We start from the raw sequence: 20,034 nt of genomic DNA on the forward strand, positions 1-20,034 counted from the left end.
TTCTCCTGTTGTATAACGGAACATGTTCAAGGGGAGAAAGATATGGAAAATGTAAGGCGTTTTCTGGCCCGCAAGGACGTGGTTGTCTCTGCAGACCGCTATTTGATTGATGCGATGGGAGCGATGGCAAAGGGGCTTTTCGCTTCCCTGCTGATTGGAACGATTCTTTCGACAGCTGGCACCCAGCTGCATCTGTCCTTCCTTTCTGACATTGGCAGCTATGCCTCCGGTGCAGCCGGTGCGGCAATGGCAGCCTCCATTGCCTGGGCACTGCATGCCCCGCAGCTTGTTTTGTTTACCATGGTAGGTGTCGGTGCTGCTGCCAACAGTCTGGGCGGGGCCGGCGGTCCTCTGGCTGTTTACATCATTGCCATCATTGCAACGGAGTGCGGCAAGCTTGTCTCCGGTGAAACAAAGATTGATATTCTGGTTACGCCGGCAGTGACACTGATCGTTGGTGCTGGTTTGAGTATGCTGTGGGCACCGGCCATTGGTGCAGCGGCATCTTCACTTGGCTCCGTCATCATGTGGGCAACCGAACAGCAGCCGCTTGTCATGGGAATGATTGTGGCTGTTGTAACAGGCATTGCATTGACGCTGCCGATTTCTTCTGCAGCCATCTGTGCCGCCCTTTCTCTGACCGGACTGGCCGGGGGCGCCGCCGTGGCTGGATGCTGCGCGCAGATGGTTGGCTTTGCCATCATGTCCTACAAGGAAAACGGCGTTGGCGGACTTGTTTCGCAGGGAATTGGCACCAGCATGCTGCAGATGCCCAATATCATCAAGAATCCAAGAATCTGGCTGCCTCCGATTTTTGCCAGCGCGATCACCGGCCCACTTGCCACCTGTGTCTTCCATCTGCAGAACAATGGCCCGGCTGTCTCTTCCGGTATGGGAACCTGCGGCTTTGTCGGCCAGATCGGCATCTACACCGGCTGGATCAGTGATATTGAAAACGGCCTGAAGACAAGCATCACTGGTATGGACTGGCTTGGTATGATCCTGATCTGCTTTGTGCTGCCGGCGGTGCTGTCCGTATTGTTCTGCCGCCTGGAGAAGCATCTTGGCTGGATCAAAGACGGTGATATGAAGCTGCAGTAAGCAGGCAATTATCGTCTGACATCCTTCTGTTGTTCATGCAGTGTTCACAAAAGACAGGTACCATGTATCTGCAAACACAGAAGGAGTGAGAGACATGGCAGAAAATATCGATAACGAAAAGAAAAATACAGAAGAAAACAAAGACGCAAAGCAGGAATCATCTGCTGAAAAGACAGTGTCTTCTTCTGGGCAGACTGATAAAACCCAGCAGCTGACATCTGTGGACAATACTGCAAAGTCACAGGAAAAGGCAGAATCTGCTGAACCAGCATCTGCAGAAGCTAAGTCAGAAGAACATACCGAAAAGGGCGAAGAAAAGACAGAGGCATCTGCTGCTTCAGAAGCTAAGACAGAAAATACAGCAGAGATGAAAACCGCTGGCAAGACAGTTTCGTCTGCGCCAAAGACAGAAGCACCAAAGCCCGCAAAGCCTGCTAAAAAGAAGGTTAACCACAAGAAGGTATGGACGATTATCGGCATCTGTGCATTGTGCTTTGGATGCGGCTTTGGCGGCGGTGTTGTGGCCAACTATACAGGCCTTGGAAGCCGGAAGAACGATACTTCTGCAGAACGGGAAGAGATGGAGAAGTTCTTTGAGCAGCTGCCTTCTCAGTTTGACAATAATGGATCGCAGGGCTCCAATGGCTCCGGCAGTTCTGGTTCTGATGGAACGGATGGTTCTTCTTCGGCTTCCCCTTCACAGGGCACACAGAATGGTAATGGCAGTGATTCCACCAATCCGTTTGCATCCAAGGCAGCTCTTGGCATCACTGTGCAGCAGGTAACAGCATCGGATGATCAGGAGGGCGGCGTGTATGTTGTTGCCATTGCGGATGAATCCAATGCCGCCGATGCCGGTGTGAAGGTCGGTGACCGGATTGTCAAAGTGGATAACACAGAAGTGACAAGTGTCAGCACACTGGCTGAATACATTGCCGATAAGGATGTTGGCGACAAGGTGACACTGACATTGAAGCGGGATGGCCAGGAAACAACTGCAGAAGTGATTTTGATTTCCAAGAACAGTGTTTCATCTTCAGACAATGAAAAAGCGTGAGATCTGTTTGTGATGTCACTTGCAAAGATGGTGTAACAGCCATCTTTTTTCATATAATTGAGAACAAAAGGGAGAAGGACGTATGAGTGAAGCTCTGCAGGAATATCAAAAAGCCCACAAAGAGGGTGAAAAAGCAGTAAAGCACGGGGAAAAGCTTGCTGTTCTCGATGACATTGTCAAAGGCACCTGTCAGCAGATCCCGCTGGGTGTCATGGAGATCCCGCTGTCTCTTGTGACGGGTACAGTGACACAGATGCGGACGGTATCCTTTGCCGGCAATTATATGCCGGTCATGCCGGAGGGAAGTGAGTTTGCCCGCAAGTGGATGAATGTCTGGCAGGTGCAGACAGACAGCGGCATTGATGATCCCATTCAGGTCAAGGAGTATCTGGGCCGCTTCTATGTGCAGGAAGGCAACAAGCGTGTTTCCGTCATGAAGTATCTTGGCAATCCTTCCATCATGGCTGATGTCACCAGAGTGATGTGTGATGATATGCCAGCTGTCTATCAGGAGTTTCTTTCCTTTTACAAGGTCTGTCCGATCTACAATATTCAGTTCACAAAGCCTGGCAGCTATAAGCGGCTTGCCGCATTGTTAAACCGGGATCTGGTGACGCCATGGCCTGCGGATCTGATTCATACTGTTCAGGGCGGCTATTTCCGCTTTGAGGGTGTCTATCAGCAGATGAAAAGTGACAAAGTCTCTCTTACACCAGGAGATGCCTTTCTTGTCTATCTTCTGACCTATCAGTTTGACAGTCTGCTGGATTATTCCCGCGCTTCCATTGCCCGGCGTATTGCGGGCCTGCAGAAGGAACTGATGCTTGGCTCCTGTCAGCAGGCAGGCGTGCAGATGGCACCGGTGGATGCAAAGGAAAAGCGGTTCAGCCTGCTGAATTTCAATCCTGCCTACAGTGAGCGCAATCCTTTGTATACAGCCTTTATTTATCCGACGAAGCAGAGTGACAGTGCTGTCTCGGATCATGAAATCGGCCGCATTTACATCGAGAATGTGTTTGACGGCATTGTGAAGACAATGGTTTATGACAGCTGTGACAAAGATGAAGATACCGAAGCGGCTATCAATGATGCCATTGCCAAAGGAGCACAGGTGATCTTTACTACCAGCATCCTGCAGAGAACCGCTGCCCTGCGGCAGGCAATCCTGCATCCACAGGTGCAGATTTACAACTGCTCGTTATTTTTGGAGAACCATTCGCTGCATTCCTATGCCACCCGTGATTTTGAAGTGAAGTTTCTGATGGGTGCTCTGGCAGCTCAGCTCAGTAATACCGATCACATTGGCTATCTGGTGCCCTCGCCTGTGTATGGCACAGCAGCAGAAGTCAATGCCTTTGCCATTGGTGCACAGATGGTCCGTCCGGATATTAAAGTGAAAGCAGTCTGGGCCGATCAGAAAGATGTGGATAGTGCCGCTTTGTTTGCAAAGGAAAACATTACGCTGTATGCGGCCAGGGACCTGATCTTTCCGGACCGTGATGAACCGGAATACGGCCTTTGCCGCAGAGAGAATGGCAAAGTGATTCATCTGGCTGCACCGGTGCGCAACTGGGGTGCCTTTTATGAAAAACTGATTCATAATATCATTCAGGGCATCAAGCCTGGCATGCACAGCCAGTGGTGGGGACTGAAGTCCGGTGTGATTGATCTGCATTGTGCAGATGGCCTGCCATCTTGCTCTGTGCGGCTGATGGATGCCTTGAAGAATGCGCTTCTCTGTGATGATTTTGCCATTTTCTCTGGTGAGCTGAAAGACCAGGCTGGCAATGTGAGAAACAGCCATGGGGCATTGGATGCCGGGCAGATTCTGGCCATGGACTGGCTGTATGAGAATGTGGAAGGAAAGATACCTGAAATGCATGAATATGATGAGAAGACGGCTGCTGAAATCAAACAGATGGAGGCGCAATGAAGCTTCTGTTATTGTCTGATGTAGAAGAAAAGGGATTGTGGGATTACTGGACACCTGACAAGACAGATGCATATGATCTGATCATTTCCTGCGGTGATCTTTCTGCGGATTATCTGGAGTATCTGACCACGGCTGCCAATAAGCCGCTGCTGTATGTGCGCGGCAACCATGACCATCACTATGATGTGCATCCGCCCATGGGCTGTATTGATATCGACGATACGGTATACAACTTTCACGGTCTGCGGATACTTGGCCTTGGCGGTTCGATGCGCTATCACAGCGGGAAGGATATGTATACGGAAAAGCAGATGAGCAAGCGGATCCGCCACATGGAGGGCATGTTACGGTTTACAGGCGGCTTTGATCTGCTTGTCAGCCATGCCCCGTGTCTTGGCTATGGGGATGGGGAAGATCTGGCTCACCGCGGTTTTGCCTGTTTCAATGATCTTTTAACAAGATGGGGGCCGAAGTACATGGCATATGGCCATGTTCATGCCAGTTATGGCGCACCATTCAAGCGTGAGATTATCCATCCGGCCGGCACAAAGCTGATTAATGCCTATGACCGCTATTCCCTGGATCTTTCTGAGGATGATTATCCAAAAGAGGGACAGACAGGCAGTCTGTTCTATGACCTGTATATCCGGCGCACTCACCACCTGTCTTCACGCAGCCGGTAAAATGGAAAGGATTTTTGCATGGACTACAATAACTTCACAAATATTCCGATCGTAACCTATGCCGTCAGTGCCATCTGTGTGCTTGTCTATCTGCTGGGCCTGATGCAGACAGCTTCTTTGGGCCATGATCCCATGCCGTATCTGCTTGGTGTCAGCCGCTCTTATGTGCTTGGCGGCCAGTGGTGGCGCCTTCTGACAGCTGGTTTTGTCCATCTGTCATTCTGGCATATTGCCATGAACCTGTCTGCGTTTATCAGTATGGGCCAGTCAATGGAAAACAATCTTGGCCATGCCAGATTCGGACTGCTGCTGTTTGTCTGTATTGTGGCGGGAAATATCATGGTATGTCTTCTGGCTCCGCACACACTTGCGGCAGGTCTTTCCACCGGTCTGTATGGACTGATGGTATTTGCTATTGTCAGGATTGCCCAAAAGTATGGCATGGAAGCCATTACCCATAACAGTGCTATGGTATATACCATCTTTGTTAACCTGGTCATGAACTTTCTGCCTGGCATTTCATGGCAGGGACATCTTGGCGGTGCCATTGCCGGTGCACTGCTTGCCCGGATCCTCTGACATGTTCCACTTCTAACATCTGTTTTGTGATGGCAGAGAGCAAAAGTAAAATCTTGATTTCAGAAAAACAGCAGCTTATTCCTTGGGTGGGAAAAGCTGCTGTTTTCTTAACTGACAGTGTAATTGAGATCCCAGTTGCCGGCATTGTCCAGAAGGATCCAGAGAGAATAGGATCCGGCGGGCAGATCGACGGTCTTGGTCGTATCAAACGGACTGGACTCATTGAAGACGTTGGCGACAATCTTGCCATCGCTGTCCACTACATCCGCACGGTAGGTGCCGCTGCCTTCCATCTTGCCATAGACGGTAATGGAAGAATTGCAGGTGAAGTCAAACTTTTCCGTTGGCGTATAGTCTGCTTTCTTGCCGGTTGTGGAAGCACTGGAGGAACTTGCCGTTGGTGTCGGCGTTGATGCGGTGACATCTGCATCTTTCTTCTCCACGTCGCCATCATCCAGAATATTGAAGGTATAGGTGAAGCTTTCATTTGCCTCCGTGGCGGTGGTTGGATACTTGTAGGTGCCCTTGGCGGTTGCCGTACTGCCGGAAAGCGTAAAGGTTGTTGCGGTCATGTCGGCATATACCTGTGCCTTGGTGCCGTAGGTCTGGTTGAGATCACTGTTGATGATTTCCAGCATTTCCATCTTCTGTACATAGGTCAGCTCAGTCGGGGACGGGGTTGGTGTAGCCGTTGGGGTCGGACTGACTGCTGTAGTTGGTTTTGCAATATCAGTTTTATTGCCGCCGCATCCTGTCAGAAGTGCAAGACAGGTGCAGATGGCGATGAAGGGGATTTTCTTCATATCACTGCCTCCCTTTTTCATACCGCATAATGATACACCTGATACGTCTTCTTTTCATGAATACCGTGTTAGAAACTGCATTTTGCAAATGTATGTGTTTTCACACAAAAAACTCTTTTGCACTGCTCATTTTCTGTATTAAGATAGCATCAGAAATACGCAAAATATGCGTAGTGAAGACACAATGAGATACGGATATGCTGTTTTAGATAACGATGAAGTTTTTGAGACTTCCAGTAAACTGTTTTTTACAAAAGTCATTGATCTGGATGATATTTTTCTGGATGTTGGCTCTTCCAGGGTGCAGATGCAGAAGATGCTTGGCCTTTTGTCGTGGGCAGATACACTGATGATGCAGGGGTATGACAGCAGCGGTCTTTCTGTTTCTGAAATGAAGGAACTGCTGGCGAAGCTGCATGATCTTGGCGTGACGGTTCTGTTTGCCCAGAAAAAAGGTGCTGTTGTGCCGGGAGAAGAGAAGAAGCGGGGCCGCAAGAGCAAGGAGCTGGATATGGCTTTGTTCAGCCAGCTTTGTGATCAGCTTGCCCGCAGGGAAATCACCAAGAAAGAAATGGCGGCTGCTCTTGGCATTACCTATGCAACGCTGCAGAAACATCTGGTGGAAAATGGTCTGGTGCAGGGATCTGCAGACCAGGAGGCATGATCTATGGATGAGAAAGAACCAGTGTATGTGCTTGGCCATGTGCATCCGGATACAGATTCGGTTGCCAGTGCCATTGCTTATGCTTTTTTCAAGAGAGCGCAGGGAATCCGGGCGATTCCATGCCGGCTTGGTGAATTGAATCATGAGACCAGCTTCCTGCTGGATCATTTTCATGTTGAGGTGCCGATGCTGCTGAAGGATGCCCGCAAGACCATTGGTGAGATCTGCATCGATCCGCCAGTTTCCGTCACCCCGGACACCACTGTCTTTGAGGCTGTTGGCATTCTGAAGGACTCCCAGCGCAATTCGGTGGCGGTGCTGCATGAGGACCGTACCATTGCCGGCTTTATTTCCCGCAGTGATCTGGCCAATATCGGCCTGGGCGATACCGCAGCTGAGATTGAGCTGTTGAAACATACGGATGTCAGCCATCTGGCCAAAGCAATCAATGGCCGTGTGATATATGAAGATCCTGATGTGCATGTCAATGGCAAAGTGTCTATTGTCGCTCTGAGCAAGACCAAGACACAGAATTATGAAGTGAAGGACAGAATCGTGATTGTCGGAGATGATCCTGACAGTCAGAAAGATCTGATTGAAAAGGGTGCCGGTACGCTGGTGGCGGTATGGACAAAGCAGATTGCCCCGCAGGTGCTTTCTGCTGCGAAGCAGTATCACTGTCCGATTGTATTGAGCGGGCATGGCTCGATGAATACGACCCGTTATCTGTTTCTGGCACCGCCGGTGAAGCTGATCATGAAGAAGCCGATGGTATTCCGTCAGGATGAGCTGGTGGAGGATGCCGGTACCAGAATGATGAAAACCCGGTATCGTGATTATCCGGTCGTGGATGAAGGCAATCATCTGGTTGGCTATATTTCCCGCTATCACATCATGAATTACCGCAACAAGAAACTGATTCTCGTGGATCATAATGAATTTTCCCAGTCTGTACGGGCAGTGGAAAAGGGCGTGATTCTGGAAGTGATCGACCATCACCGCATCAATGACTTTGCGACCAAGCAGCCGGTATCCTTCCGCAATGAGATCGTCGGTTCTACGGCAACCATCATTACGACTATGTTCCGGGAAAATCAGATTCCGCTGCCAAAGGAAATTGCGGGCATTCTGCTTGGGGCTGTATTGTCAGATACACTGATGTTTCAAAGTCCGACGACAACCCAGAAAGACCGTGATGTGGCCAATATCCTGGCGGCCGTGGCAGATGTGGATATTGATGACTTCGGCCGGCAGATGTTTACGGCTGCCAGTGTCAGCGGGGATATGCCCCTGAGTGATCAGATTGTGCAGGATATCAAGTATTATGACATTGATTCTGTGCATACGATGATTTCCCAGGTGCTGGTACCCAAGGTTTCCATGGCCATTTCACAGCAGGCAGCTGTGCAGAAAGCAATGGACCTGCTTGTGAAAAAGAAGGGGTTGGATCTGCTGGTTGTGGCTTTTACATCCGTGGTGGAAAATGGAACGGTGTTCTTTGCGGCGGGTGAAAAGGCAGACAAGTGCAGGGAAGCCTTCCCTGACAGTGATGGCCCGTTTACTCTGCAGAAGGATGTATTGTCGAGAAAAATGCAGATTCTGCCAAGGCTGACAAAGGTGATTGAAGAGTGATTGATGAGATGGGCAGGGCAAGACAGCGTCCTGCTTTTTTGCGTAATTTTGGGTAATGCTGGTGCAGATTGACACTAATCTGGAACCGGTTACAATGAATCTATATTTAATGACTGCTGTTTTTGTCGTGGGGATAAGGCTTTGTACGGGTGATCAAGATGTTATTGGAAGAGAAGGAACAGTTTCTGGCGGAGATGCATCGCTGCTATGATGCACTGAATGTCGGTATCTGTGTGATTGATGACGATGAGGAAGAAACGGTCCTGTTTGTCAATCAGGCTGTGCTGGATATGTATGAATGTGAGGATCTGCCTTCTTTTCTGAAGTGGACAGGCGGCCGTCTGCAGGGTATGTTCCACAGAGGCGGCATGCAGGTGAATGCCTCCAGCAGTCTGAATATTCCGCTGCGGCTGCAGTTTATGACATCTCATCAGAATCTGCGGGAAGCCTATGGTGAAATCTGCCAGCCGCATGCGGTTGGATACAATTGCTATCTGCTGCAGCTGTGGTGCCATCAGGACCATGGCTTTGAACAGCCTAAGGATGATCTGACCGGACTGGTCAGTCCATCTGCGTTTGCCCGTCAGGTAGAGGCTCTGGTTGAAAAGAAAAAGGAAGATGGTGCAGAGATGACCTGCTGTGCCGTCTATTTTGACATTGCCAATTTCCGTGGTTTCAATCGTGAAAAGGGTGCCCAGGCAGGCAACCGCTGTCTTGCTTATGTTGTCACGGTACTGAAGAATACCTTTCCAACTGGGTTGTTCTGCCGGATTAATGCGGATCAGTTCCATGCGGTTGTGCCGCAGAACAAGATTGCCGAAAAGCTGGATGATGTGTGTGCCAGGGTGAACCTGTATATTGGCACCCGCAATGCGTCATTGAAAGCCGGTATTTTTGTGCCGCACAGCTATCCGGATCCCAATGAAATTCAGATGCTGTTTGAAAAGGCAATGATTGCCTGTGAGACGATCAAGAATGACAGTAACCGCAGCTATGCTTTCTTTGATGAGCAGATGCAGACGGAATACCAGCAGCGCAGCTATATTCTGAGCCACTTTGATAAAGCTTTGGAAGCGGGCTATATCCGCATTTATTATCAGCCGGTGGTGCATACATACTTTTCGTCGGTGCGCTCTTTTGAGGCACTGTCAAGATGGGATGATCCGGAAAGAGGCATGATTTCACCGGGCATCTTTGTACCGGTGCTGGAGCAGGCAAGACAGATTGCAAGGCTCGATCAGTATGTGATGAAGCGGGTTGTAGAGAGCCTGCATGAATGCCTCGAACATGGTCTTTCCGTTGTGCCGGTTTCTTTGAATCTGTCCCAGCAGGATGTGGATCTGATGGATCCGCTTGCCTATCTCAACAAGCTGACATTGCAGCTGAATGTGCCAAGGCGTCTTGTGCATATTGAAATCACAGAGCGTGCCATTGCCTCCAACCGTCAGCGGATGCTGGAAGTGATTGACGGCTTCCATGAATCCGGCTATGAGGTCTGGCTGGATGACTTTGGCTCTGCCTATTCTTCTTTGAATGCACTGCATAATTACATGTTTGATACGATCAAGCTGGATATGGAGTTTTTCCGCAACTTTGATGACCGCAGCCGGGATATCATTACCAGCATTATTGCCATGGCCAAGCGGCTTGGCATGCATACTCTTGCGGAAGGCGTAGAGACAAAACAGCAGCTGGATTTTCTCAAGGAGATCGGCTGTGAGCTGATTCAGGGCTTCTATTTCGGCAGGCCGATGCCTATTCTTCAAATCCGCAGGTATATTGAGGAAAAGCATCTGCCGATGGAGACGGAGCTGGAATCGGCCATCTATGGTGCCGTCGGCCTGATTGATCTGATCACAGAAAATCCGATTGGTATCTTTCTGTATGCCCATGACAGCATTCATGTCTTTGCCGGCAACCAGGCATTTATCGAGCAATTGGAGAGCATTGGTTTTACCAGTCTGGAAAATTTTGCCCATGATCTTTCCTCCCGCAGTTTCCCGATGCGCCGCAAACTGGAGCAGTATCTGGAAAAGGTGTCCGAGGGTGACAATCATGTGATTACATTTGTGGATCATGATCAGTACATCCGCATGCAGGCTGTCCGTATTGCCGGCATCAGTCAGTTCTGGGCTGGCACCATGGGCGTCCTCAATATCAGTATGGACCAGAAGGTCTATAAGACCAGACAGTTTGATGCGGCCTTCCGCAATCTGATTCTGCTGTATGATGGCATTTACTGCCTGGACACAGAGAAAGATGAAATTGACATCATTGACTGTGTGCATCCGCAGTTAAAGCCGGAAACACTGATTCATGGCGTGAAGGATGGCATTCTGGCCTACTGCCGCGGACTGGTGCATCCCGATGATCATGACCGCTTTCTGGCATTTATGGATCCAGACAGCCTGATGATGGAAATTCAGGCTTCCCAGGGCGGCTATGTGCAGACGTTATTCCGCATCAAGGCAAATGATGGCTGCTGGTATTGGACTGTATTCAAGGCAACCCAGGTATCCCGCAGCGGGAAAAAGGACATTCTTGTCTGTGAGGCACGGGATCTGTGGGAATCGGCGAAAAACCGCCGGGATCTTTTGCCGGTGTTTGCCAATTCCCTGGAACCTGATCTGTTCGCAGACAGACACGCAGAAAGCCATGAGAATGAGGATGCTCTTGCTGTGTTCCGGGCATTTCTGGATTGCGCCGGTATTCCGTTTTTCTGGAAAGATGACAGACAGCGCTTTTTGGGCATGAATGATACGATGCTGGCCCGCCTGCAGAAAAAGAGCCTTGCGGATGTGGCAGGCAGAACGGAACGGGAAACAGGCTGGCTGGCTGATGCCAGACAGGAACGTGCTTTGGAAGATAAGATTCTGCAGGATGGAAAGCCGCGCAATACCGGCTGTTTTGTCAATGGCAAACAAGGCATGCAGTATGTCACGATCTCTGAGTTTCCATGGTACCGGGGCAATCGGATTGCCGGTACGGCTGGGCTGATTCATCTGTGTCAGGAAACCCGCGGTGAGATCTTCATGCATGATGAAGAAACGGGTTTATACAATGCGTATGGGGCAATGATGGCCGGGGAGGCATTTGCCTCAGCACTGCATTCTTCGCATGAGAATTATGGCTGCATTTATCTGCGTCTGCACGATGAGGCATCTCTGCGCAGGAATTTTTCAGATACATTCTGTGAGCAGATCATGCAGGCGATGGCAAAGAGCATCCGGTCGATTCATCTGCCTGCGCATACGATTGCGGCCCATCTGCATGGCTGCTCGTTCTTACTGTTGGGCAAAGAGAAGGATATGCAGGCTCTTGTCAATGTCACGAATCTATTGTCTGACATGGTGAAAAACCTCTGGCACAGCAGCAGTACCCAGTATTCTCTGGATCTGGATTGTGCTGTTGTGATGGGGTCGGAAGCGTATTATTTTGACGGCGTGATGGAACTGCTGCTCAAGCGGATGGCACATTTTGAACGCCAGGCCAGTGCACTGGATCAGCAGCTTGCCTGCATTCACAGAGTCGGCGCCGATATCAATGTGCTGAATACAGCACCGGAGAGAATTATTCTGATGGATCCCAGAAGCACTGAGATTCTGTTTATGAACAAAGCCATGAAGCAGGATCTGAATCTGCCGGAGGATCTGGATGTGGCGGGCAGAAAATGTTATGAGATCCTTGAAGGCAGAACAGCTGTCTGTCCATGGTGCTTCAACAGTCTGCTTTCCTATGAGACGGTAATATCCCGTCAGGTCCGCATGGACGCCGCTTCCCATATTTACTCCACAAGAAACCTTCTGATCAACTGGCAGGGCAGAACCGTCAGATTCTGTATCGGCAATCCGTCTGAGACGGCTGAAAATACAATGACAAAGGATCTGCTTGCCTATGAGACATGGGCCAATGATGCCATTGCCATCGGTATGTCAGAACCTGATCCTTCTGTTGGCATTGAAAAGACCATGGAACAGATTTCCCTGCACCTGCAGGCAGAGCGCTTTCTGATTTTTGAGGAAAGAATGGATGGTACACTTGCCTGCACCTATGAATGGTGTTCTGGTGTGGATGTGCCGCTGAAAGCAGAGCTGCAGGGTATGCGTAAGAAAGATGCGGATGCGCTGTATCAGTTGTTTCAGTCTCATAAAGTTGTGCTGATCCCGGATATGAATGCCTTTGTGGCAGAGCATCCTGATTTTCATCCGCCGATTGCCATTGCCAATCTGATTTCCGGCCATCTTGTCATATCTGGCAAATCAAGAGGCTTTACAATGGTGATCAACTCTGACAGTGCCAATCTGCATCCGGCCGGCAGTATGCTTTCGACGCTGACTGATTTCCTGGCGGCACTGGTCAGGAACCGGGATACCCTGGTGGATGCTGAGGAAAAAGGAAGACGTGATCCAATGACCGGTGCTTTGAACCGCGGCGGTCTGGAGAAGTATCTGGAGCGTCATGGAAAGATGGAAAGCTTTGGTTTGATTGCCTGTGATATCAATGGTCTCAAGGATGTCAATGATGGCAGAGGCCATCTGGCCGGGGATAAGCTGATCCGTCAGGCTGCCAGTATCCTGATGCGGTATGCGGATTGTGACCATGTGGTGCGCATGGGCGGCGATGAGTTCCTTGTGCTTTTGGAAAATGAGGATGAAAGCAGGATCTGGAAGATCATAGATGAGGTTCATCAGGCTTGTGAGAAGGAGCACTTTGCCATAGCCATGGGGTATGCCTTGCAGAAGGGATCCACAGATCATTTTGATGAACTTCTGCGCAGGGCAGATCAGGCAATGTATGCCGATAAGGGAGCGTCTCATCGTAAAAAGTCGTAAATTTGAATATTATGTGAACATGCGATAGAATGTGGGCATGGACACAAAGAAGTTGAAAAATGATCTGGTGATGATTGCCGGGGCCTGCATTCTTTCTTTTGGCTTGTTTAATGTGCATCTGCAGAGCGGTGTGACAGAGGGCGGTGAGCTCGGTACAGAACTGCTGCTGGAACACTGGTTTGGCATATCCCCTTCCATTACCTCGGCACTGTTTGATACCACCCTGTATCTGCTTGGTGCCTTTGTGCTTGGCAGGGGCTTTGTGCGCAATGCCTTTCTTTCCACGGCATCATTCTCTTTGAGCTATCGGCTGTGGGAATGGATGGGACCTGTGCTGCCAAGCCTTTCTGACTGGCCGCTGGCAGCTGCCATCCTGGGTGCCTTGTTTGTCGGCTTTGGCTGCGGCATGGTTGTAAGAATCGGGGGTGCCTGCGGCGGGGATGATGTGCTGGCACTGCTATTGCACAAGAAGCTGAAACAGCCTCTGGCAAGATGTTACTTTCTGGCGGATGCAGTGGTATTGCTGCTGTCATTGAGCTATCTGCCCTGGCAGAACATTGTGTATTCCTTTGTAACGGTCACCATTTCTTCCTGGCTGGTTGGCAAGATATCTTCCTTTCATATCGATCAGGATCTGGTGCCCGATACATGAAAGGATGATCGGGACGAATAACAAAAAGACGCTGAAAAGCGTCTTTATTTGTTCCAGGGATTATCAGGATCCGGATCGGTAGGATCCCAGCCCCGGTTGGGACTGATGGTATCAATCTTTGCCAGATCCGGTTTGCCAAAAGGCCCGGGATTGTCTGCATCATCATAGAATTCAACGGTGGTGCCAAGGGGACAGTTGTCATAAATCCATTTGGCATTGGCTGCCTGCAGGCGCACACAGCCAAGGGATGCTTCACTGCCAAGCTTGTTATACTCGTCATACTCCAGGGTATCCGGACTTTCAGCGGTATAAGGAACGGAATGAAACAGAATATCATCCACGATGTCTGTGACATACTGGCCGCTGGCATTGTCAAACAGAGAACGCCATCTTGACTGGCCAAAGGTTGTATAGCTGCCAAGCGGTGTATCCGGCCCGGTTGAACAGAGAAATGCTTTATACGGCAGGGAATAGTTTCCTGCATCATCCTTTGCATAGACGGTGACCGTGTTGGCAGCCCGGTTGACTCTGACAAGATAGGGATGCTCATCAGCGGCTGGGGTGACAACTGTAACGGTGTAGGAAGCAGAGGCACTGTTGCCGCTGGTATCGGCTGCTTCAATCATGACAGGATAGCTGCCAGGCTGCGATGTGTTTACCTGGGAAGTGATCTGCCATTTGTCTTTGGCAATACTGCCATCCACGGTATCCATGATGCTGGATACATTTCCGCTGGGATCAAAGTCAGCACCCTGGGCAATCTGCAGCTGATCTGTTTTCAATGTAATCACAGGTGCTGTGGTATCTTCCACCGTGAAGATGACACTGCGCTTTTTTAAGATTTCGCGGCCATATTTGTCCATTGCCCGCAGGGCATAGACAACCGGATAGCTGCCTGGCTTACTGGTGTTGATACTGCCGGATGCTGAGAGAGTGCCGCCGGATGCATGGATGGCATCATAGAGAGAGACATCACTGCCTGCTTCGATGGTCAGCTTGTCTTTGCCTATCTTGAGAACCATACTGTTTTCGGTTTGCTTGTAAGCTTTGTAATGCTGTATTTTGATCATGGTCCATCTTCCTGCCAGCAGGATGAAAAGTGCCATCAGCAGGAACAGACAGATCATGGCAAGTCTGTAAGTCTTTTTCATTGCCATACGATGATAGCACGGGATGCACCATACGTAAAAACAATTGCCATTTGTGCTATGCTTGCAGTAAATGGAGGATATGGTTGGATGACATATCAGGAATTATTGGAGGCGGCACGGAAGAAGGTGGGACCTTACTGCCATGCCTGCCCGGTTTGTGATGGGCGTGCATGCAAAAATCAGATTCCCGGCCCAGGTGCCAAGGGCATGGGTGATACGGCAATGCGGAATTTTAGTGCCTGGCAGCAGATCCGTGTCAATATGAATACGATTGGAGAAGGTAAGGATCCTGATCCATCGCTGGATCTGTTTGGCCAGCATCTGAAGTATCCGTTTATGGCTGGCCCGGTCGGTGCGGTGAATCTGCATTATGGGGACAGTCTGAACGATGTATCGTACAATAATCTTCTTGTTTCAGCGTGCAAAGATGCAGGCATCGCGGCCTTTACTGGGGATGGTACAGATATGAAGGTGATGGAGGCAGCATGTGATGCGATCCGTCATGCCGGCGGTGTCGGCATTCCGACTGTCAAGCCTTGGGATATGGACACGATTGAGGAGAAGATGGCGTTGGTGGAAGAATCCGGTGCCTTTGCTGTAGCGATGGATGTGGATGCGGCTGGTCTGCCGTTTCTGCAGGGAAAGAATCCGCCGGCAGGTCCCAAGACCATTGCCCAGCTGCATGAGATTGCCGAGAAGGCAGGACGTCCGTTTATTATCAAGGGTATCATGACCGTAAAGGGTGCCCTGGCTGCCAAGGAAGCAGGTGCTGCTGCGATTGTGGTAAGCAATCATGGCGGCCGTGTACAGGATCAGGTGCCGGCAACCGCAGAAGTGCTGGCTGAGATCCGTGATGCCGTTGGCAGAGATATGATCGTGCTGGTGGATGGCGGGATTCGGTCTGGTGCCGATGTGTTCAAGGCAATTGCCCTTGGTGCAGATGCAGTGATGATGGCAAGACCGTTTGTGACGGCAGTCTATGGCGGCGGCAAAGAGGGTGTTTCCCTGTATACCGAAAAGATTGGCAGAGAACTTGTGGATACCATGAAGATGTGCGGTGTATCCAGTCTGCGTGAAATTACCCGGGACTGTCTGTTCCGTCCCACATCTCCTTATGTTCGTTTCTGATGAGCAGTGCTGAGCACTGCTTTTTTTACTGCAAAATAATATAAAAAACAACGTATTTGTTGTTTAAGCAACATAATGAACTGTATCTAACTCGTATGATCATGGTGTAAAAAGCAAAGGAGTCATGAAGATGGCAAAAGAAATAGATTTGAGCAAGTCAGTGTATGATCTGACAAACGAGTATCCGGAACTGATTGATATCATGGCACAGCTTGGTTTCTCGGATATTGTCAATCCGGTGATGCGCCGGTCTGCGGGCAGACTGATGACAATTCCCAAGGGTGCTTCCATGAAGGGCATCGACATGGCAAAGGTTGTCGGTGTATTGATGCAGAATGGCTTTACCCTGGCTGGTGAGATGCCGGATATCGGCGTTGTGCAGTCAGCAAAGAAAAACGAAAAAAACAGTGAGAGTACGGATGACAGTGATGCCCGTATGTCATTGCTGAAGTCCTATCTGCAAAGATTAGCTGATGGTGAGGATCTGGAAAGTGTCCGTAAGGATTTTGTGGACAATTTCAAGGATGTAGATGCCTCTGAAATCATGAAGGCAGAGCAGGAGCTGATCAAGGAAGGTACACCGCTGAATCAGGTGCAGAAGCTGTGTGATGTGCATTCTGCTTTATTCCATGGTGCGACCAGAGAGGAGCAGATTGCCAATGCTGAAAAGGCAGTGCAGGCTTCTGTGGCTGGTGCTGGTATGGACAGAAAGGCAAAGGCTGCTGCCCTGGAGGCTGTTGTGGGACATCCGCTGTATACATTCACAAAGGAAAATGAGGCATTGTCTGCCTTGCTGGATGCTTATGACAAGAGTCATGATGCCTTACTGCTGCCAAAGATCCGTGAGGTGTCGATCCATTATGCCAAGAAGGGTGATCTGCTGTATCCGCATCTGAAGGTCAGATATGGTGTGACAGGTCCGTCTGATGTGATGTGGACGGTGGATGATGAGATCCGTGATGAGCTTGGTGCACTTGCCAGAAATGACAATCATGATGCCGCCTGGCAGCAGAGGCTGGATGCTGTGCTGACAAGAGTGCGTGAGATGATTTTCAAGGAGCAGAACATTCTGTTCCCGATTGCCGCTGAGAAGTTTACTGAGGCAGACTGGGCTGCTGTGTACCAGGGCAGCAAGGATTATGATATGTGCTTTGGCGTTGCCAATGAGATCTGGCTGCCAGGTGAGCAGAAGGCTGCAGAAAAAGAGGGAAAAGACGGCGATATTCAGCTGGCCGGGGGCCATATGAGTGCTGCCCAGCTGTCTGCGATGCTCAATACGATGCCGCTGGAGATCAGCTTTGTGGACGCTGATAATATCAACCGGTATTTCAATGAGGGCCATAAGTTGTTCAAGCGGCCGGCCATGGCAATTGACCGTGAAGTGTTTACCTGCCATCCGCCGAAGGTGGAACCGATGGTGCGCGCCATCATCAATGATTTCCGCTCTGGTGCCCAGGATAAGGTAAATGTCTGGATGAACAAGAATGGCAGATCCGTACTGGTCAGCTATATGGCGGTGCGGGATCATGATGGCAATTATATTGGTGCTTTGGAACTTGTGCAGGATATGGAGTTTGCAAAGGAACACTTTGCCCGCAGCGCACAGTAAATCAGAGATGGTCTGGCATCTCATGCAGGATGAATTCATTCTTATGGCATGAGATCAGGCCGTCTTTTTTCATTCGGGAAAGTTCTGCGGACATGGCACTGCGGTCTACACCGAGATAATCTGCCAGCTGCTGGCGGTCATAGGGAATGGAAAAGTGGGTGCTGCCATGAACCATTGCCTGTTCTGACAGATAAGACAGCAGTTTTTCCCGCAGGGATTTTGGTGCTGTATGCATCATCCGCAGTGACATGTTCAGGCACTTTCTAGCCTGGATGGACAGCAGATTGTGGATCAGCCGGTTATGGAAGGCACAGCCTTTCTGGCAGGTTGTCAGCAGTTTGTTCAGATTCAGAAACAGGATGGTGCTGGGCTGGGCGGCAACCACGTCGCACAGCAGTTCCTTGCCCGGGATGGCAGCATAATTTTCGGCAAAGATTTCACCCTGGCTGGCATGGCCGAAGATTCGGCTTGTGCCCCAGTAGAAGTTGACGATGATATTGACACTGCCGGATTCTACCAGACCGATCTCCTGGACGGTGCTGCCGGCACGCAGAATGGTTTCGTTTTTATCATAGGACTGTTCATGGGCGCCAAGGCAGACGAGCAGATGTTTGATTTCGTCTTCATTGATGCCATGGAACAGATTTGTATTTGACAGTAAAAATTCGTTCATAAATTTGCCTCTTTGTTGTTGCAACAACATAATTGTTGTCTACATCTTAGTATCCTGTTGTCGTAAGGTCAAGGAGGACCAGTAAAGATGGAAAAGTATGTCAATGGAGATACGCTGATTGGCGAGATTGTTGCGAAATATCCGGCTTGTGTTGAGATTCTGATGGATGCCGGCATGCACTGCCTGGAGTGTGCAGCGGCATCCGGTGAGTCCCTGGAAGATGCCTGTGCAATGCACGGTCTGCCTTCCCCGGTCATTGTGAATATGCTCAATGAGTCCATTTCCCTGCAGGAGAATGCCTGACATGAGCATGACACTCGGCCCGATTCATTACTGGCTGTATGGCAAAATTGCCAACCAGGAAGAGCTGACAAAGTATTTTGCGGATCAGGCAAAGGAAAATGGTCTGCTGGAAGATGACAGTGCCTATGTCAGGGTACTGCCGCCATTGGAAAGAATCATCAATCCGATGAATATCCATGGTTCTCTGCAGTCAACGATTGACAGTGCAGAAAGCCGCTATGCTGCCCTGGTGGAAGATCTGTTGAAAAAGAATGGGGCAGATCCTGATATGCTGGTGCAGTGGGCACAGGCCTTTGGTGCAAAGCATGCTGTCAGTGCAGCGGCTCCGGCAGATGCCTTTCAGGCATATGAAAACTTCTTCCTGGATGGCATGCCGTGTGATCATGTCAATCATGCTATTGACAGTTCTCTGGATTCACTCACATGGGAGATTGGATCGGATGTACACAGCGCCTACTGGCAGTCGGATGCCGGTATGTACCAGAAGCTGCGTCTTGCCATCATGAATGGCATGCTTGCAGAGACAGCCTTTCAGGCTGTGATGAAAGATGATACACATGGTGTCATCGAAAGGAAATAATTCTATGAAAGCAAAAGCTGGTGAAGTGTTTTCTCTGAAAAAAGAAAATGCACCGGTGCCTGGGTGTACGGTTTCAAGTCAGATCATTTCCGGAAAGAATCCTTTGACGGTATTCTCGCTTGGTGCCAATACGGACATCAGTGCTGAGATTCACCCTTACCACAAGCTTGTCTATGTGCTGCAGGGCAGTGTGGAAGTATATGGCGCAGATGACAGCGTGCTTGTCAAAGAACATGAAGGTGTGCTGACAGAAATTAATCAGGCAGTTGGTTTCCGTACGAAGGAAGATACGGTTTATACAGAGCTGGCAGTCCAGCAGGAGGATGTTATGAATCAGTTGATCAAAGCAGGTGAGGTATTCAGGTTTGCGGATCTGGTTCCTTATCAGGATGGCAAGATCGTAAACATGGATGTTGTCCATAATGACAGCATGAAGTTTGTGGTGATAGCATTTGATGCCGGTACAGGTCTCAGTGAGCATGCGGCCCCGGGTGAGGCGCTGATCTTCGCTCTGGATGGGGAAGCTGTCATTACGTATGAAGGCGTGCCGCATGTGATTCATGCGGGTGAGAATTTCCATTTTGCCAAGGGCGGCCTGCATGCTGTCCAGGCAGACAAGCGGTTCAAGATGGGTCTGTTATTGACGCTGTAATA

The 20,034-nt window shown here is 49.9% G+C and carries 17 protein-coding genes; 14 read left to right on the forward strand and 3 right to left on the reverse strand.

The window, feature by feature from the left end:
- Window positions 1-42: 42 nt before the first annotated feature.
- The 5 genes from SOI44_RS05315 (at window position 43) to SOI44_RS05335 (ending at window position 5,353) form a co-directional block, all read left to right on the forward strand.
- Window positions 43-1,101, forward strand: a complete 1,059-nt coding sequence (locus SOI44_RS05315; RefSeq protein ID WP_331348186.1) for a PTS transporter subunit IIC — start codon at window positions 43-45, stop codon at window positions 1,099-1,101.
- 94 nt (window positions 1,102-1,195) lie between these two features.
- Window positions 1,196-2,158, forward strand: coding sequence for a S1C family serine protease (locus SOI44_RS05320; RefSeq protein WP_331348187.1), 963 nt, complete (start codon window positions 1,196-1,198; stop codon window positions 2,156-2,158).
- Between the two features lie 82 nt (window positions 2,159-2,240).
- The gene (locus SOI44_RS05325; RefSeq protein ID WP_331348188.1) at window positions 2,241-4,091 is read left to right on the forward strand and encodes a BMP family ABC transporter substrate-binding protein; all 1,851 of its coding nucleotides are present in this window, start codon (window positions 2,241-2,243) and stop codon (window positions 4,089-4,091) included.
- Window positions 4,088-4,774: a metallophosphoesterase family protein gene (locus tag SOI44_RS05330; protein WP_331348189.1), complete on the forward strand. Its 687-nt coding sequence runs from the start codon at window positions 4,088-4,090 to the stop codon at window positions 4,772-4,774. The genes SOI44_RS05325 and SOI44_RS05330 overlap by 4 nt, the downstream gene beginning before the upstream one ends.
- 18 nt (window positions 4,775-4,792) lie before the next feature.
- Complete coding sequence (locus tag SOI44_RS05335; RefSeq protein ID WP_331348190.1) at window positions 4,793-5,353, forward strand: rhomboid family intramembrane serine protease; 561 nt, start codon at window positions 4,793-4,795, stop codon at window positions 5,351-5,353.
- A gap of 107 nt (window positions 5,354-5,460) precedes the next feature.
- On the opposite strand, the gene SOI44_RS05340 is transcribed toward SOI44_RS05335, so the two are convergent.
- Window positions 5,461-6,156 carry a hypothetical protein gene (locus SOI44_RS05340; RefSeq protein WP_331348191.1) on the reverse strand — a complete coding sequence of 232 codons (696 nt, stop codon included), beginning with the start codon at window positions 6,154-6,156 and terminating at the stop codon, window positions 5,461-5,463.
- A 184-nt stretch (window positions 6,157-6,340) separates the two neighbouring features.
- On the opposite strand from SOI44_RS05340, the gene SOI44_RS05345 reads away from it, so the two are divergent.
- The 4 genes from SOI44_RS05345 (at window position 6,341) to SOI44_RS05360 (ending at window position 13,936) form a co-directional block, all read left to right on the forward strand.
- Window positions 6,341-6,820, forward strand: coding sequence for a hypothetical protein (locus SOI44_RS05345; protein ID WP_331348192.1), 480 nt, complete (start codon window positions 6,341-6,343; stop codon window positions 6,818-6,820).
- Between the two features lie 3 nt (window positions 6,821-6,823).
- Window positions 6,824-8,452 (forward strand): putative manganese-dependent inorganic diphosphatase, encoded by a 1,629-nt coding sequence (locus SOI44_RS05350; RefSeq protein WP_331348193.1) that lies wholly within the window; start codon window positions 6,824-6,826, stop codon window positions 8,450-8,452.
- Window positions 8,453-8,610: 158 nt separating this feature from the next.
- Window positions 8,611-13,284: a sensor domain-containing diguanylate cyclase gene (locus SOI44_RS05355; protein ID WP_331348194.1), complete on the forward strand. Its 4,674-nt coding sequence runs from the start codon at window positions 8,611-8,613 to the stop codon at window positions 13,282-13,284.
- 37 nt (window positions 13,285-13,321) lie between these two features.
- Window positions 13,322-13,936, forward strand: a complete 615-nt coding sequence (locus SOI44_RS05360; protein ID WP_331348195.1) for a YitT family protein — start codon at window positions 13,322-13,324, stop codon at window positions 13,934-13,936.
- A 44-nt stretch (window positions 13,937-13,980) separates the two neighbouring features.
- Here SOI44_RS05360 and SOI44_RS05365 read toward each other — a convergent pair whose 3' ends face one another.
- Window positions 13,981-15,093, reverse strand: coding sequence for an immunoglobulin-like domain-containing protein (locus SOI44_RS05365; protein ID WP_331348196.1), 1,113 nt, complete (start codon window positions 15,091-15,093; stop codon window positions 13,981-13,983).
- 81 nt (window positions 15,094-15,174) lie between these two features.
- Here SOI44_RS05365 and SOI44_RS05370 point away from each other — a divergent pair, with 81 nt between their 5' ends.
- Both SOI44_RS05370 and SOI44_RS05375 read left to right on the forward strand, forming a co-directional pair.
- Window positions 15,175-16,215, forward strand: coding sequence for an alpha-hydroxy-acid oxidizing protein (locus SOI44_RS05370; RefSeq protein ID WP_331348197.1), 1,041 nt, complete (start codon window positions 15,175-15,177; stop codon window positions 16,213-16,215).
- 130 nt (window positions 16,216-16,345) lie between these two features.
- Window positions 16,346-17,824 (forward strand): DUF438 domain-containing protein, encoded by a 1,479-nt coding sequence (locus SOI44_RS05375; RefSeq protein ID WP_331348198.1) that lies wholly within the window; start codon window positions 16,346-16,348, stop codon window positions 17,822-17,824.
- Window position 17,825: 1 nt separating this feature from the next.
- Here SOI44_RS05375 and SOI44_RS05380 read toward each other — a convergent pair whose 3' ends face one another.
- Entirely contained in the window at window positions 17,826-18,497 is a 672-nt protein-coding gene (locus SOI44_RS05380; protein WP_331348199.1) for a Crp/Fnr family transcriptional regulator, read from the reverse strand.
- A gap of 87 nt (window positions 18,498-18,584) precedes the next feature.
- On the opposite strand from SOI44_RS05380, the gene SOI44_RS05385 reads away from it, so the two are divergent.
- The 3 genes from SOI44_RS05385 to SOI44_RS05395 are packed head-to-tail and all read left to right on the forward strand — an operon-like array spanning window position 18,585 to window position 20,032.
- Window positions 18,585-18,800, forward strand: a complete 216-nt coding sequence (locus tag SOI44_RS05385) for a DUF1858 domain-containing protein (protein WP_331348200.1) — start codon at window positions 18,585-18,587, stop codon at window positions 18,798-18,800.
- A 1-nt stretch (window position 18,801) separates the two neighbouring features.
- Window positions 18,802-19,380: a hypothetical protein gene (locus SOI44_RS05390; RefSeq protein ID WP_331348201.1), complete on the forward strand. Its 579-nt coding sequence runs from the start codon at window positions 18,802-18,804 to the stop codon at window positions 19,378-19,380.
- Window positions 19,381-19,384: 4 nt separating this feature from the next.
- The gene (locus SOI44_RS05395) at window positions 19,385-20,032 is read left to right on the forward strand and encodes a cupin domain-containing protein (RefSeq protein ID WP_331348202.1); all 648 of its coding nucleotides are present in this window, start codon (window positions 19,385-19,387) and stop codon (window positions 20,030-20,032) included.
- The last annotated feature ends 2 nt before the right edge of the window (window positions 20,033-20,034 follow it).

This window comes from Lactimicrobium sp. (genome assembly GCF_036453465.1).
Lineage (GTDB): Bacteria > Bacillota_I > Bacilli_A > Erysipelotrichales > Erysipelotrichaceae > Bulleidia.